The 13,750-nt window shown below is 68.7% G+C and carries 14 protein-coding genes and 1 pseudogene; 6 read left to right on the forward strand and 9 right to left on the reverse strand.

What is annotated here, in order from left to right:
* Positions 1-430: 430 nt before the first annotated feature.
* The 3 genes and pseudogenes from CQZ88_RS07560 to CQZ88_RS32395 all read right to left on the reverse strand — a co-directional run bounded on the left by CQZ88_RS07560 (position 431) and on the right by CQZ88_RS32395 (position 4,174).
* The gene (locus tag CQZ88_RS07560; protein ID WP_146034267.1) at positions 431-1,831 is read right to left on the reverse strand and encodes a hypothetical protein; all 1,401 of its coding nucleotides are present in this window, start codon (positions 1,829-1,831) and stop codon (positions 431-433) included.
* Complete coding sequence (locus tag CQZ88_RS07565) at positions 1,828-2,616, reverse strand: AAA family ATPase (protein ID WP_258008498.1); 789 nt, start codon at positions 2,614-2,616, stop codon at positions 1,828-1,830. The genes CQZ88_RS07560 and CQZ88_RS07565 overlap by 4 nt, the downstream gene beginning before the upstream one ends.
* A pseudogene (locus CQZ88_RS32395) lies at positions 2,613-4,174 on the reverse strand (Mu transposase C-terminal domain-containing protein). Before CQZ88_RS32395 ends, CQZ88_RS07565 begins: the two are co-directional and overlap by 4 nt.
* A gap of 456 nt (positions 4,175-4,630) precedes the next feature.
* On the opposite strand from CQZ88_RS32395, the gene CQZ88_RS07575 reads away from it, so the two are divergent.
* The gene (locus CQZ88_RS07575; RefSeq protein WP_180986966.1) at positions 4,631-5,656 is read left to right on the forward strand and encodes a hypothetical protein; all 1,026 of its coding nucleotides are present in this window, start codon (positions 4,631-4,633) and stop codon (positions 5,654-5,656) included.
* 357 nt (positions 5,657-6,013) lie between these two features.
* Here CQZ88_RS07575 and CQZ88_RS07580 read toward each other — a convergent pair whose 3' ends face one another.
* The gene (locus tag CQZ88_RS07580; RefSeq protein ID WP_102799520.1) at positions 6,014-7,117 is read right to left on the reverse strand and encodes a hypothetical protein; all 1,104 of its coding nucleotides are present in this window, start codon (positions 7,115-7,117) and stop codon (positions 6,014-6,016) included.
* A 38-nt stretch (positions 7,118-7,155) separates the two neighbouring features.
* Here CQZ88_RS07580 and CQZ88_RS07585 point away from each other — a divergent pair, with 38 nt between their 5' ends.
* Together CQZ88_RS07585 and CQZ88_RS07590 are read left to right on the forward strand one after the other, a co-directional pair.
* On the forward strand, positions 7,156-7,572 hold the full coding sequence (locus CQZ88_RS07585) for a hypothetical protein (protein WP_102799521.1): 417 nt from the start codon (positions 7,156-7,158) through the stop codon (positions 7,570-7,572).
* Positions 7,573-7,708: 136 nt separating this feature from the next.
* The gene (locus tag CQZ88_RS07590; protein ID WP_102799522.1) at positions 7,709-8,266 is read left to right on the forward strand and encodes a hypothetical protein; all 558 of its coding nucleotides are present in this window, start codon (positions 7,709-7,711) and stop codon (positions 8,264-8,266) included.
* A 118-nt stretch (positions 8,267-8,384) separates the two neighbouring features.
* Here CQZ88_RS07590 and CQZ88_RS07595 read toward each other — a convergent pair whose 3' ends face one another.
* From CQZ88_RS07595 to CQZ88_RS07600, 3 genes are all read right to left on the reverse strand, one after another.
* On the reverse strand, positions 8,385-8,915 hold the full coding sequence (locus CQZ88_RS07595) for a hypothetical protein (protein ID WP_102799523.1): 531 nt from the start codon (positions 8,913-8,915) through the stop codon (positions 8,385-8,387).
* 913 nt (positions 8,916-9,828) lie between these two features.
* Positions 9,829-10,002, reverse strand: a complete 174-nt coding sequence (locus CQZ88_RS29820; protein WP_180986967.1) for a hypothetical protein — start codon at positions 10,000-10,002, stop codon at positions 9,829-9,831.
* Positions 9,971-10,327, reverse strand: a complete 357-nt coding sequence (locus tag CQZ88_RS07600; protein ID WP_146034268.1) for a hypothetical protein — start codon at positions 10,325-10,327, stop codon at positions 9,971-9,973. The genes CQZ88_RS29820 and CQZ88_RS07600 overlap by 32 nt, the downstream gene beginning before the upstream one ends.
* A gap of 163 nt (positions 10,328-10,490) precedes the next feature.
* On the opposite strand from CQZ88_RS07600, the gene CQZ88_RS07605 reads away from it, so the two are divergent.
* Both CQZ88_RS07605 and CQZ88_RS07610 read left to right on the forward strand, forming a co-directional pair.
* On the forward strand, positions 10,491-10,910 hold the full coding sequence (locus tag CQZ88_RS07605) for a TnsA-like heteromeric transposase endonuclease subunit (RefSeq protein WP_102799525.1): 420 nt from the start codon (positions 10,491-10,493) through the stop codon (positions 10,908-10,910).
* Positions 10,911-10,940: 30 nt separating this feature from the next.
* On the forward strand, positions 10,941-11,120 hold the full coding sequence (locus tag CQZ88_RS07610) for a YegP family protein (RefSeq protein WP_102799526.1): 180 nt from the start codon (positions 10,941-10,943) through the stop codon (positions 11,118-11,120).
* A 602-nt stretch (positions 11,121-11,722) separates the two neighbouring features.
* Here CQZ88_RS07610 and CQZ88_RS07620 read toward each other — a convergent pair.
* Positions 11,723-12,067 carry a hypothetical protein gene (locus CQZ88_RS07620; protein ID WP_102799528.1) on the reverse strand — a complete coding sequence of 115 codons (345 nt, stop codon included), beginning with the start codon at positions 12,065-12,067 and terminating at the stop codon, positions 11,723-11,725.
* A gap of 343 nt (positions 12,068-12,410) precedes the next feature.
* Between CQZ88_RS07620 and CQZ88_RS07625 the strand changes: the two genes are divergently transcribed.
* Positions 12,411-12,896, forward strand: coding sequence for a hypothetical protein (locus tag CQZ88_RS07625; protein ID WP_180986968.1), 486 nt, complete (start codon positions 12,411-12,413; stop codon positions 12,894-12,896).
* A gap of 413 nt (positions 12,897-13,309) precedes the next feature.
* On the opposite strand, the gene CQZ88_RS07630 is transcribed toward CQZ88_RS07625, so the two are convergent.
* Positions 13,310-13,531 (reverse strand): ATP-binding protein, encoded by a 222-nt coding sequence (locus CQZ88_RS07630; RefSeq protein WP_146034269.1) that lies wholly within the window; start codon positions 13,529-13,531, stop codon positions 13,310-13,312.
* Positions 13,532-13,750 lie beyond the last annotated feature (219 nt).

A 13,750-nucleotide genomic window follows, 5' to 3' on the forward strand; every position in this document is an offset into this window, starting at 1 on the left:
AAACACGCTCAGCTGGGGGTTCGCGGGGATCGCTGCGTAAATGGGATTTTTCATGGCCGACACCACACGAACCGGGAGTGACATACCCTCAGATCGCAGAGACGCCTGATTTGTCCGGTTGTTGTTGTCGAGATGCAGTGAAGATTGACATGACACGCCGCTACAGATTGACGAAGGCTCGGCGAGACGAGAGCGCCGGTCAAGGTTTCATTCCGGGAAACCGCAGCTGAGACTCTGCACGAGAATTTCAGTGGTGCGACCTGGGGATTCGTCAGTGCATGTCAGTGGCTCTCGTCACGAGAATGTCAGTGGCCATGGAGAGTGTCTCGCCGGGATGTCAGTGCGGTGAGCTGGGGTTTCCCTCCGTGGCGGGGGCTTCCACTCGATGTCGGTAAGCGCTCGGTTCGACCAGGGCTGAACGGGCGCGGGATCAGGACGCGGCGTCAGGGAACATCCCGGGAAAGTTGAGGATGCCGGTCCGGCGGAGCCAGCCGTCGCGCCAGGGGTGCAGGGCCGGGAGCATCAGCTCGCACGTGCGGGCGGTGCGGTGCAGTCTGCCGTTCCTGCCGATCGCGTCGGCGAACAACCGATCAGCAGGTACGGCGCGTGTTTGCTGGAAGACGACGGCGGCGTGCAGCAGAGGCCGGGCCGACGCTGGGATCACCCACACGCGCAGGTCGGCCGGGCGGTCGACACGGCGGGTGCCAGGAAAGATCAAGATGTCTCCGGTGACGGCGCACCGCGGGAGAAAGTTCAGTTCCCGGTAGGTGGCGCCGGTGAACAACACGGTGGCCAGCGCGGCGGCGTGCGCCGGGTTGGCGACGCGGGCCCGGATCCGGGCGATGACCTGCTCGGTGATCGGGGTGGTGGTCAGCCCCACGCCGACCATGTGGTTCAGGTGCGGCGGCAACACCAGCGGCAGACCGTGCCGCTCGAACGCGGCTTGGGCGCCGCGGAGCCGGGTGAGGGTGTGGTTGCGGCCGGGACTGTCGGCGACCAGGTCACCGAGGAATCGGAAGAGGCCGACGGTGGCATGCCAACGGCGGGCCCGACCGTGGGGAATCGTGCCGTAGAGCGTGCGTAGGTGGGACCGCGGCGCCAGCAGGTAGCCGAGCATCCGCCGGGCCAGATCGGGAGCCCGGCCGCAGGCGGTGAGCCGTCGGCTGGTCGTCTCGGCAGCCTGATGGTAGACCGCGGCGACGCGCACGTAGTCGACGCGCGAAAGGACCGCGGCCGCGTCGCCGAGGAAGGTGGCGTGGTCGCCGTCGGGCACGGCGGGGAGTTCCGGTGAGTCCGTCGGCGTGCGGGTGTCGCGACGCGGCGGAGGGAGACGGCCGGTGACGGCGGCCAGGTCATCGGTGATGTGGTGGCGGACCTCGACCGACCTCTCGAGGCGTGGCGAGAGCGGGTCGCGGGAGTGCCAGACGAGCACCAGGTGCACACCGGTGTCATGGCGTAGCCGAAGCAGACGGGCGTGCTGGGCGGCCGACAGGCGGTGGGCGCGCAGCACGATCAGGTGCCGGATGCCGTCGCCGCGGATCCATGCGGTCACCGCCCGCCACGCCGACTCCGGACCGGTCGCTCCTGCTGCTCCGACTCGATCGAGCGGGTGCCCGAGGGCGAGCAGCAGGTCGTGGGCCAGCATTGCCGCGGTCGACATCCCGGGGGTGGGGTGCACGGTCACCACTGCGGACGCGGGATCGTGGGCCCGCAGCAGGGTGTGGGTCACGTGTGCATCGTCGTCCCGGTCGAGCAGCACGGTGACCGGGGCGTCGTCGGCGGGGGGCGCGGTGTTCGGCGGGACCGCCGGTGGTCGAGAACGTGCCGTCACCCGCTGCGGCCGGACATCTTCGCGAACACCGAGCCCAGCACCTCGCGGTCGACCCGGTCGCGGTCGAGACGCTCGAGCGCGCGGACGGTGTGCGCGGTGAGCTTGGCCCAGGACCGGAAGTTGCCGTGCCCGGCGTGCGCGTCGGCGAAGGAGATGACGTCCGGATCGGTGCGCTCCCACACCGGGTGAAACGCCGGGATCACCCGCAGCACCTGCTCCGGGGTCATGCGCCGGAACTCCTGCCACACATACACCCGGCTCGAGAGCATCGGTTCGCGGGAGAGCACCTGGTAGCAGTCGCCGCCGCCGACGAACACGATCGCGATGTCGGTGCGCCGGTCGTCCCACAGGTGCCGCCAGTACTCGAAGCATTCCCGCGACATCCACTGCGCCTCGTCGCAGACCAGGACCCGGAACCGCTCGGACAGCACGTGCTTGAGCGTCTGGTCGAACTCGATCGGCCGCAGCGGCGGCATCCCCGCGACACCGAGCGCGTCGAAGAGCGTGTGCCGGATATCGCGCGGGGTGGGCCGCGCCCGGAACTGCACCCGGCACACCGTGTCCGCCGCGAGCTCACGCAGCGACGCGTTGACCGACAACGTCTTACCCACACCCGCATCGCCGTGCACGCACATCATCGCCTTGGCCTCGATCACGTCGGCGATGTTGTCGCGGGTCAACATCAGCGCGTCGGTGGCCACGATGTGCGCCCCGGGCAACCCGAGGAAGTGATCGGCCTGGGCGCCGTCGACGCCCGGGCCCGGGTTGCGGGGTGTCCCTGTCACCGGCAGTCCTCGTTTCGGTCGGGTTGTGCCTGCTTATTCGGGTCGACCGGCAGCCGCCAGGTCGCCGGCGGCGGATCGAAGGGGATCAGATCCGGGCGCACCCACCGCGCCAGGTCGGCGTCGCGGTCGGCGGCCAGGACCGCGGCGGCCTCGGCCGTCGTCATCGCATCGAGTCGCTGCGCCGGTTCCGGCACCGTCGATGCCGCATACCGGACCCGCCGCTCCCGCTCGGCCGCGGCCAGATCCGACCGCAATCGGCGCGCCTTGCCGGCGCGGGCCTGCAACACCCGGGCACGGTCCTCCGCAGAGGCTGCATCGGCGAGTACCGCGGTGCCCAGATGCGCCCCGGTATCGGCGTCGAACACCTCGATCTCCCCGGTGTGGTGCGGCATGTACCGGATCCGCACCCCGGTCCCGACCAGTCCGACCATCCAGTCGGCGACGTAGTGGCGGCCGCGGCCGAACGCGACCCCCTTGGTGGTGATCGTGCGACGGCGGCGGTCGTCTTCGAGGGTGAACATCCACAACCGGGTCTCGTCGGCGTCGTGGATCGGGGTCGGATCGTCGTCCCAGGACTGCATCGGCGTCCGCTCCCCCCGTTCGGTGAGGGTGTGCTCGGTGTTCCACCACCGCACCCAGCCCAGCACCTCGGCGGTGAACATCTCGAACGACAGCGGCGGCTGGTCGGGATCGACCGGGGCGCCGCTGACGTGGGTCTGCCGATGCGTATAGCGCGGCAGGCCCGCGAACAGCATCTTCTCGGCCGCACCGTTGATCGTCTCCACCGTGCCCTTCAGGTGCGCACCGTAGGCGGGCAGGTCGTCCACCCGCACTGCGAACGCCCCCAGCGCGTCGGCGACGGTGTGGGACAAAAAGTCCTTGCCCCGGTCGATGCGCACCGCCGCGGGCAGCCCCCGGCCGGCCCGTACGGCTCCCGTCGCATCACCGCCGCCCGCAGTGCCGCCAGCACGCTCTCCCGGTTCGGAGTCCGCGGCGTCACCGCCACACCGAGGATCACGTCGTGGGCGGCATCGACGAACCAGGTCACCCACGGTTTGACCAGCCGCCCGTCCGCTTCGACCTGGACCGGGGCCTCGACATGGTCGGCCTCCCACACCGCGTTGCGGTGCGACGGGGGTCGCTGCAGGAACACGTCGAATCTCCTGCGTGCTCGTTCTCCCTCCCGCAACCCGGCCCTGTCTCCGGGCGAGATGTCCTGCCGGATCGCGCGATGCAGCGTCGCCAGGCTCGGTGCCGGCGCCCCGCCTTGCTTCTCCTGCTCGAGCAGCTCACGATGCAGCGCCGACGCATTGCCACGCCAATAGGCAAGGCGCACTCGAAGTTCCGTGTCGATCCGGAATCGATCTCGCTTTTTCGGTGGTGGCGGTGGTGTCCGGTGTGCTCTCACCCAGCGCCAGACCGTCCGCTCGGTCACGCCCAAGGCCTGGGCGATCAGCCGGACATGTTCGCTGGTCAGGTCACCAGCCTGATTCAGGGTGGCCAGCCGATCCACGGCCGTCCGACGCAGCGCACGCCCGCTCGGATCGACCACCAGCATTACCTCTCAACCTGTTGGCTGCCCGCGAACGGGTGAGCCTGCTGACATTCGATCATGATCCAGCCGTCAGTGACCCCGGTTTACTGACATTCTTCGTGACGAGAACCCACTGACATTTTCATGCAGAGTCTCAGTCAGTTTCCCGATTTCATGTCAGTTGACTGTCAGCGGCGTGTCGATTTCACAAATTCGTGTCAATGGCGGGACCCTGAAAAAGTGCCCCGGACCAGCGAGGTTGAGGTCAGGTACGTGCAGGACTCAGGCGCTCCTGACGCGACGACCCTCGCTGCGGCAGTCCCCATCGGAGCGCCGGTTGAGGTCCCCCGAGACCGGCGAACGTCGGGGGATGACTGTCCCCGATCGGGTAATTATCGACGACCGGTCCTCGATCCTCGGCCGGAACGGTGGGATGCGACCGGAAGGGGCTCTGTGGCCGCTAACGTGACAGGCGGGGAGGTGGCCAAGGTGGAGTCGATACCGTGGGTGCAAGTGCTGGTGCAGATGGTGCACGGTCCTGATGTTTCGATCCGTGGAATTGTGCGCAGCGTGGACCAAGACAACCGTCCACGCAACAAGGTCGGGTGGACGACGATCGGAAACCAGGTGCCGCCGACCCTCGCCGGCGGCGGTGTCGACGCGACTGAAATACGAGTGTGGCGCGATGGAATGCGTGTCCGCATCGAGGAGCCGGACGGCACTGTGGTGTTGTTGTGTGACGGCACCACGTGCTGGCGATTCCGGCCGAACCGGGATCTTCCGCTCGCTGCCCCGGTCGAAACGTTGCAATTTCGGGGCAATGGCACCGATCTGCTCGCCCGCCGGCCCGCCGCCCACTGGGTCGGCGACGACTTCACCCGCCCCGTCGGCCCGATCGCAACGACACTCTTCCTCGACCGCCCGGCCTGGACATTCGAGTTGGCGCCGCCGCCGCACAAATCCCACCCGATGCAGATGGTCGTCGATCAGGCCACCGGACTGGTGCTTCAGCAACGCAGCAACGGAGCCGGCCTGGTGGAGGAATGGGTGGAGCTGACTGCAGGCGAGGTGTTCGACGACGCGTTGTTCGTCTGGAACGGTGCCGCAGACTCCGCCGAGGACGAGCGCCGCCGCCAACTCGCCGAGCATCACGATCGACGGGCCCAACGTCTCGACTGGTTCCACACACACGTGACCGCAAAGCCTTTGCAGGTTGCGGTCGTCGCGGACGTGAACGTGGACTACGTTCACACCTTCGACGAGCACACCGGCGCGTTCGAAGCCAGCCTGGGAAGACAGACGATCACCGGATCCCTGGCTCGCCGCCCACGCTCATCCCAGTCGTGGGAGTTGCGGTGGGCGGGACCGGTTCATCGATGGTCCACCGCAGACTTCGACTGGGCAGTTGCTCTGCACGACACCGAACTTCCCGTCGAAAGTCTGGCCACGCTACAAACACGACTTCACCCAGGTGTGCCCGTTCTCGATCCATCTGACGGGATCTAGCCGGTACGTCGCCAGTAGCCGACCGTCATCCGGCGCTTCGCTCAGCATTCCGACCGAATCGAGGATTCCGACAAGTTCGCGAGGATTTCTGACTGACACGAAGTTGGAACGCCGCAGATCCACGCGCTGCACGACTGACAAGTTGGACGAGAACCTACAGTTTCTTGCATGTTCGGTGGCCCCGTGCCAATTCCAGATTCGGGTCACCGACGTGTCATTTTCCACGTTGCATGCCACTCGGGCGGACACTGTAGAAGTGCCCCCGGACCAGCAAGGTTGAGGTCAGATACGTGTAGGACAGCGGAGTTCCTGTCGCAACGACCCCTCGCTACGCTGGCGCCATTGTTGAGCGAACAGTCAGACTTCGGACCACGTCTCGTCGACGTTGTCGCGCACCCATGCGACGACGTCGCCGTCGGCGTGGACGTCGTCGGTGAGCCAGAACGTTTCGTCGGGCGCCCATCCCGCGATCACCGACGCCGCGTCACCGTCGACATCGATCGCGGTGCCCGCAGCCGCGAGATAACCAGCGACGGTGAGGTGCACTCCCCCGTACACCTCCGCGACGGCATACCAGTCGGGCAGAACCCACCGCCCGTCGCGGCCGGTGGTGCGGTACCAGTCGTGGCGTTTCTGCGCGGTGACCTCGATCGGAAACCTCCAGCACAACTGCGCCCAGTCACCGGGGACCTCGATCTCGAACACATCGACGTCGCCGGGAACGATCTGCCGCCGAGCCCCCGCACGATTCTCACCCGCAGAGTCCTCGACGAACCACAGGCACGCGGGCGAACCGTCGCCCAGTGCCCGGGTGGAGCACGGCACGCCGAGCGGCGCCGACCACCACACCCCGGAATAGCCAGCCGTCGGATCGGTGGAGCGTTCCCGCGCTGCCCGCTTCTCCTCGGCCACGACCTTCCCGCGCCAGGTGGCAAGCGCTGGCCCGACCGGGGGCACACTGGTGTGCTGCTCGGCCCAGCCCAGTGACCACTGCTCGTCCCGAACGACGGCGGTGGTCCACCACTGCGCGTGCTCGGATGCCGCGATGTGCTCGGCGACACGCCGCAGTTCCCGGCGCATCGGCTCCGTCGCGGCGAGAATGTCTTCGCCTTCGGGTTCCTGCCAGTATCGGGCGGAGTCGGTGGTGGTTGCGAGCACGGTGCGCAGATCTGTCTCGGTCGCTGCGGGCAGCGGCACGTCCGCCAACTGTCGCGCCACTTCTGGAGGTGAGACGTTCGGGAGGGGTCGGTCGGCGCCGGGCCCGTAGAGGACGCCTGCGGTTCCGTGCGCCACGTCGATGCGGTAGGTGGCGTAGAAGACTCCAGAGGAGAAGGAGTCCTGCGTGTGTTCGTCGCGCGCACGGTCGTCGGCGAGCTGCGCGTATTCGAGGAGAAGACGACGACCACGCGGACCGGCCAGCAGTACCTCGGTCAGGTTCGCCGCAGTGCCCCCTGCCGTCATGGCGTCCAGTAGAGCATGACCGCCGCTAGCTTGACGGGGTGAAGCTGCTGCGGGTCGCGTCGATCCTCTCGGTGTTGTGCACAGGGCCGATCCTGTTGTACGTCGTACCGCCGCTGCTTGTCCTGTCCGGTGTCGTGGAGGTCTCCGGCAGTGTCGAATACATGGTGGTGTTGCCGACGCTGATCGGCTTGCCGTGCGCGTTGACCGCCTCGATCGTCGGCACCGCGTGTGTCCTGCAGCGTCGCACGCGCACGGTGGCCTCGGTTCTCATGACTGTCGGTCAATTGAGCACCATCGTCTTGGGTGCCACCATCGTCGTGTGGGCGCTGAACTTCGGCACGACCGGATGGGAACTGCTCGCCCTGCCGTTCGCGCTGATCGGCGGGCAGATCCTCGTCGCGGGGGGTCTGTTCTTCCGGCGCCGCACTGCGTCCGCTGTCCTACAACAGCCGTGACAGCTCACCCCCAGGGCCGATGTCGTGGGACGAGTAGCCACTGGACGCCAGCCTTCCCGATCGGCGCCTGCGGCCCGCCGAGATCCGTGCCTCCTTCGTCCGGCCGAGGTCCTGTTGGTTGTGCGACAGTGGCTCGATGAGCGGCAGGGCACACCCGGCACCATGGTGGACCGCGCTGTCCGCCCTCACCGCGGTGCTCGTCGCCCTGGTGTGCGGGGTCATCCTGTGGGCGTTCATGCCGCCGGTGGTGTTCTTTCCCTATTTCGCCCTCGCCTCGGCGGCACTGGTGATCCTGGGGGCGGTGTGGGTGGGGCTCGGGCTGGTCGGCTGGTTCCGGTACCGGGCGCTGCGCGCCAGTGCCGTCGCCCCGGTCCTGGTGGTGCTCACCGTCGCGGCTGTGGCGTTGTCCGTTCCGTCACGGGTGGCATTTGCGGTGTCGAAGAATGCTCTGGCCAACGCGGCGCAGCAGTGCCGGCAATCGTGGACCGACCAGCGGATCGGGGTGTACCGGATCTGGCAGATCCGCCCGGTCGAGGACGGATGCCTGTTCTTCATCGAAGGCGGCCTGATCAACTCGATCGGCCTGGCGTATCTCCCCGACGGGGCGCCGTATCTCGGTGATCCCCGACGCGACGGCGAGATCGGCTACCAGCCGTACAGCGGCCCGTGGTACCGGTTCGTCCAACGGTTCTGACGTCAGGTGCCAGCCGACCCAGCCACCGCGCTGGCGGTCATCGAGGTACTCGATGAGCTGTGCCGCCGGTATCGGCGACACCATCGACGTCGATGCCGGCCTGATCGGGGACCGGGGGTCACGGCCAGTGGTCGGGTTCGCCGACGAGGGGGACGATCCCCGCCCGCAGCACCGCCGGCGCCGGAAGCTCGAGGTGGGTGGTGACCGGTGCGAGTCCGAGCGCGGGCCAGGCCGTGATCAGCGGCAGCTCGGTGGTCTCGGGCAGCGGGGAGACCTCGTAGAGATACTCCCGCCGATACGAGCCCGCCTGCTGATGAAAGCCCTGGGTGCTCCGGCGCGGTACCGGCTGTAATACGGCATCGTCGAGGGCCCGTACCTGCAACTGCCGGTATTCGCCTGTCCACCGGCCGCGATGCGGGTGTCCGGTCACCGGGTCGAGCTCGGCCGGCGCCTGGAACAGCCCTTCCATGATCTTGCCGCGGGCACCGTAGGCCATCGCCACGACCGCCAGATCCAGCCCTGACGAATACGCCACGATCGACCGTAGCCCGACGATCAGTCCTGGCTCCTGGGCCAGTACCCGGGGACCGTGGGCGAGCGCGGCCATCTCGGTGGCGTCCGGCGGCATCAGGCGCTGCGGCCAGGTCATCACCGGAGCCTGACACATCCGCCGCCGGCTCAGCACCGGAACACCGTTTTCAGGACGGGCCCTCGCGACCTTCGTGCGCTCCCCGCGGTGCACACGGGCCGACCCCCCGAGGGCCTGGCGACCGCCCCGGGGAACCATCCGGCATCCTGCCGCCGCGGGCGAGCAACGACCGGGTCGCCGGACCGCACCGTCGCGCGAACGAGGCTAGGCGCGAGCTGTGCGGTCCGGTGCTGCTCGGCGCAGGTCGCGGGTAGGGGATTTGGAGAATTATTCATCTCCGTATGTTGCAGAATTCGATCTGCTGATCTGAGGAGCCCAGCTGCCGGCCGTTGTGGTCCTTCCCTCGCCGATTCGCCCCCTCCCACAGCGCAGATACCGGGCGCGAGGCCCACCCGGGAGGGGGTCGACACGTCCGGTGTGAATCGAGGGGCATGGCTCCGCAACCATGGGGTCCCATCTCTGGCCGCCGAGAACACCGCGTGGCACCAACTCGTGCGACATGCCCCACCGCACGTCGTCGCTCAGGCCCTCGGCCACAGTCCCACGACCGCCCTGGACGACGCCGAACGCGCAGGTGCCCACTGGATGCGCTACGCCGCCGACCGCTCCAGCGACCGCTGGTAGATCACCAGTGCCGGGCCGTCGAGGCCACCCGAAATCTCCTCCCGCCCCCGGCATCCTCGCGGCCCCCAATCACACCGCACTCCCCACCTGGGAATCCGTCGCGTCACCCGTAGTCGTCGAGGTGCAACGGCATCCCGGCCTTACGGTCGGGTACCCGGGGGCACGTCTTTCCCGCTCGCTCCTGCAGTGTTCCATTCGGACCGGACACGTGTTCGGAATCTGCCACCGTCGACCGCGGTGCAGGGACTACGGGGAAGCGACGCGGTACCACCGGGTCCCGAGGGCGCGCTCAGCGTGCGCGGGTGTCGGGGCCGAGGTCGTGCTGTTCGCTGCTGGTCTTCTTCGCAGCGATCGCTTTGATCCGGGCAGACGAGGAGCGGCCGAGCTTCTTGTCGATGGCGAGTTTGCCCCGGGCGGCGTTGATCTGTGCGTCAGTCGCCCTCGGTGCTGTTGTGGTCGCCATCGTGATCCTCCGCTTCGTTGCTGCCAGTATCGCCCAGGGCGAGGACCTCATCAAGCACGGTATCGGCGGCGAGGAGTTCGTCACGGCCCGCCAGAGAACTGGTGATCATTGCTCGGACGAGCTGGACGCCGACATTGGACCGGTGCGGGTTGTCGAGGTCGAGGGCGAGTTCGGTGGCGTACTGGAACCGACGCCACCATTCCTCCCGTCGTGCCTGCTGCTCCCGCTGTTCGGTGGCGCTGGTATTGGCCCGCCACACCAAAAAGGCACTGGTTCCGGCCGCGATCAGCGTCAAGACGCTGAGAATGATCTGCACTGCCGGCACCGCGCCAGTATGGCATCGAGGATCAGCCCGTCGCGGCACCGCGTCCGCCCCCCGGAAGACAGGACCACCGCGAGCGTGCTCGATGCCACCGCCGACACGTCCTCATCCGTGGTGGCCACACGAGATCTGCGGCTGAGCTGTGGCATGACTTCGCGACGCTCGGTTGGGGCCCCTACCCGCGAGCCTCGAGCCGTCGCGGACTCGCGGCGGACCGGTCCCCCAGCGCGGATTTCCGTCGTATTGGGGGCAGCGGAGCTTTCCCGGCCTGTGGTGGTCGGCGACGACGGGTTCACATGTCGGGTACGAGTCCTGGATGGAGCGGGACTGGCTGATCGCCTTCGACTCGTGCCCTGAGGTGACGGGGATCGGTTCTCAGCGTTTTCGGTTGTCGTGGCGAGCGAAAAGAATCAAGCGGCACACTCCCGATTACTTCCTGCGGGTGCGTGACGGCGGAGCGGTCGTGGTGGACGTGCGCAGGGCACGGTTTCTGCTCTGCGCAGGGGACGGGTTCGGCCGGGAATGGGGTGTTCGGCCGTGGTGGAGTAGGGGGTCGGCTTACCGTGATCGGGACCGGGGTCCGTGACCCTGGTGGACACCACGTCGAGGAGGGGTGATGACGGCGAAGTTCGAGCTGTTCAAGGACGCCGCGGGGCGGTTCCGGTTTCACCTGAAGGCAGCGAACGGGGAGATCATCGCGGCCAGTCAGGGTTACACCTCGAAGGCGGCGGCGCAGCACGGGATCGCCTCGATCAAGGCCAATGCCGCCACCGCCCCCACCGAGGATCTGACCTGACCGCTGGTGTCGCTCACGGGCACCCGGGCCGACCGAAGAGCCGACCCAAAAGAGGTGACCTACCCGACTCGGACCGAGCTGGGTCCGCAGGTAAGTTCCGGGGTCGCGCTGGGGTCATCGGTCCTTCTGCGGCGCGGCCGCGTCGAGGATGACGAATGTCCGCCCCGGCCCGAGAAGTCCGGGTCACGGCTCGTCCTCGGGTGGGTGCTCACCGAGATCGGCGGCGCGCTGCGCGCTGGTGGGATCGTCCAGAAGGCAGGCGGCGAGCTGGTCGCATTCGATCAGCGCCCGGTCGAAGGCGAGCCGGATCGGGTCGTCGGCGCCGAGGGTGCGGGAGGACGAGGTCGTCGACCAGCTGCAGCGGCAGCCGGATCAGCCGGTACCCGTTTCGGACCACCACCCTCGGGGGTGTGAGCAGTCCCACCCGGCCGATGGTACGGGCGGCGCCGCGGGCGTGCGGTAGATCCGCTGCCTGCCGATGTCAGGCGCGGAGCTGTCGCCGCGTCGGATTCCCCGGCCGTGCGTGCCGACGGCCGATGCAGACAGTGGGAGCGCCCGGCGGCGCCGTCGCTGCCCGGGCGCGGGCCGCATCTGCCGGGGCGTTACGGGGCGCCGGTGGCGTCCCGCAGGGTCGGCGACGGCAATGCCGGGGCGGGGCCGGACAGATTCCAGTGCATCGCGAGCGTCGTGCCAGCCTCGGCGAGGATCCACAGCGCCCGGCTGGTCGAGAGATCGATCAGTAACCGCCCCCGCCCCCGCGCATCGGAGACGGACCTCGGGTGCGGGCGGCGCCACCGTCCCCGGTCAGCGACGACGATCTTCAGCGAGCCGAGCTCGGCGCAGTACGTCGCGGACACCGCCACGGTGGCCTGCCGCGCCGTGGCCCGGGCGCGCCGGTACCACGTCGTCGTCGACGCCGGCACCGACCCGAGGTCATGCGAATACATCCGCGTCCTTCACTGTGTCGTGCGGTGCCCCATCCCCGGGTCAACCTATCGGCCCGACCCCCGCGCCGCCGACCACGGTCGACGAGACCGAGAAACGGTCCGGGTGACTCGCTGGGGCCGGCTGATCCGCGCCCGCGGTCGGGCCGCACACCGGAGCGCGCAGACCCTGTCCTGCGACGCGTCCGACATCCCCCTCCGCACCTCCGTCCACGTCCGAGACCGGCGGCGACTCGGATTCGACGACTCGACCTGCCGACCGCAGCGGACGCGCCCGAGATCGCAAGGCAAGCCGACGCCCGTGCGCGCCGGTAACGCCGAACCCGCCGGCCTGGATGATCCGGTCGTGATCCGACCACCACTACTCACCCTTGCCGCAGCCGCCCTTGTCCTCGCCGGATGCGGCGCAAACACCACGTCCGCCGGCGCACCCTCGACGCCGACCCCCACCTCGACTCGCGCCGCAGCGACGCCCGCCACTTCCGCTGCGCCGTCCGCGCAGCGCCCCTCCGATCCGCGCTGCACACCCGCCAGCACCACCCTGGTCAACCAGGTCAGCGTCGGTTTGAAAGACCAAACCCTGAGCCTGACCCACGGGACGGTGATCGTGGACGGCGCACTGCAATTCTTCGGGGCCACCACCGTCCGCGCCGACGGCACGGTCGCGAACCGCTCCGACGTATGGGTCATCCAGAACGGCACCGTCTACGCGGCCACCGGCGGCGCCCGTGACACCGGTAGCTACCCCAGCGCCGGTGCCGCCCTGAAGATCCCCGCCGGTGACTCCCGGGTCCAGGCCGTCGACAGCTGCGTGGTGAACCTGACCCGATGAACTCCCCCGGCCACTGCCCGGGCGAGCGACGAGACTCGTACCGAACGACGAATCATCCCCCGCTCATGCAGGTCGGGGTCCGTTGTCAGGTGCGGATACTGTTCGGCGCCAACGGACGGGAACGGGCTGTACGCCCCGAACGGGCTGTACGCCCCTCTCGCCTCGCCCGCGACGGGGAGGAACGAGATCGGAGCGCGGTCCGGCGCCTCCGCCACCGGCGTCGACTTCTCCCCGCTCCACCGTGCCGCCACCGGGCGGGTGAGGTATCGCCTTTTCCGGGGCAGGGCAATAGGGACCCCCCGCGCAGCCCCGGCCACCGGTCGACGCGCCGGTGTCGGCCGGACAGGACCCCCGCCCGAGGCCCGGCGGTATCGAAGTCGCCGGCGGACGGACGGGCCGGACGGGGTCTGGTGTCACCCGGGTGTGTCCGGGGCGGGGAAGGTCCAGTCTCTGGTGACCGTCGTGGCGGCATCAGTGGTGATGAGTTCGGTGGATGTGATCAGCGCGTCGATCATCCGCAGGCCCCGACCCCGGATGGGCGGGGTGGGCTGTGGGACGGTGCGCCACCGGCCACGGTCGGGGACGGTGATCTCCAGGACGTGCTGCCGGGCATGGTAGGTCGCCTCCGCGGCCACCACCCGGGGGTGCGGTCGTGGTAGGCGTGCTCGACCGCGGGTGCCAGGACCTGGTACACCGCCACGAGCACATCGGCGCGGCTGTTCTCCTCGAGGCCGACCCCGCTCAGCCAGCCCCTCGAGGGTGTCGATGACCCCGGTTTGCTGACATTCTTCGTGACGAGAACCCACTGACATTTTCATGCAGAGTCTCAGCTTGACGTTTAACCTGCGGCGTTC

Origin of the sequence: Rhodococcus sp. ENV425, from assembly GCF_002887785.1 — a bacterium.
Taxonomy (GTDB): Bacteria; Actinomycetota; Actinomycetes; order Mycobacteriales; family Mycobacteriaceae; genus Rhodococcus; species Rhodococcus aetherivorans.

Excerpts from the sequence above, each read along its gene's own strand:
- CQZ88_RS07580 (WP_102799520.1), bottom strand. The coding sequence starts at position 7,117 with ATGACGGCAGGGGGCACTGCGGCGAACCTGACCGAGGTACTGCTGGCC.
- CQZ88_RS07590 (WP_102799522.1), top strand. The coding sequence starts at position 7,709 with ATGAGCGGCAGGGCACACCCGGCACCATGGTGGACCGCGCTGTCCGCC.
- CQZ88_RS07595 (WP_102799523.1), bottom strand. The coding sequence starts at position 8,915 with ATGACCTGGCCGCAGCGCCTGATGCCGCCGGACGCCACCGAGATGGCC.
- CQZ88_RS29820 (WP_180986967.1), bottom strand. The coding sequence starts at position 10,002 with ATGGCGACCACAACAGCACCGAGGGCGACTGACGCACAGATCAACGCC.
- CQZ88_RS07610 (WP_102799526.1), top strand. The coding sequence starts at position 10,941 with ATGACGGCGAAGTTCGAGCTGTTCAAGGACGCCGCGGGGCGGTTCCGG.
- CQZ88_RS07620 (WP_102799528.1), bottom strand. The coding sequence starts at position 12,067 with ATGTATTCGCATGACCTCGGGTCGGTGCCGGCGTCGACGACGACGTGG.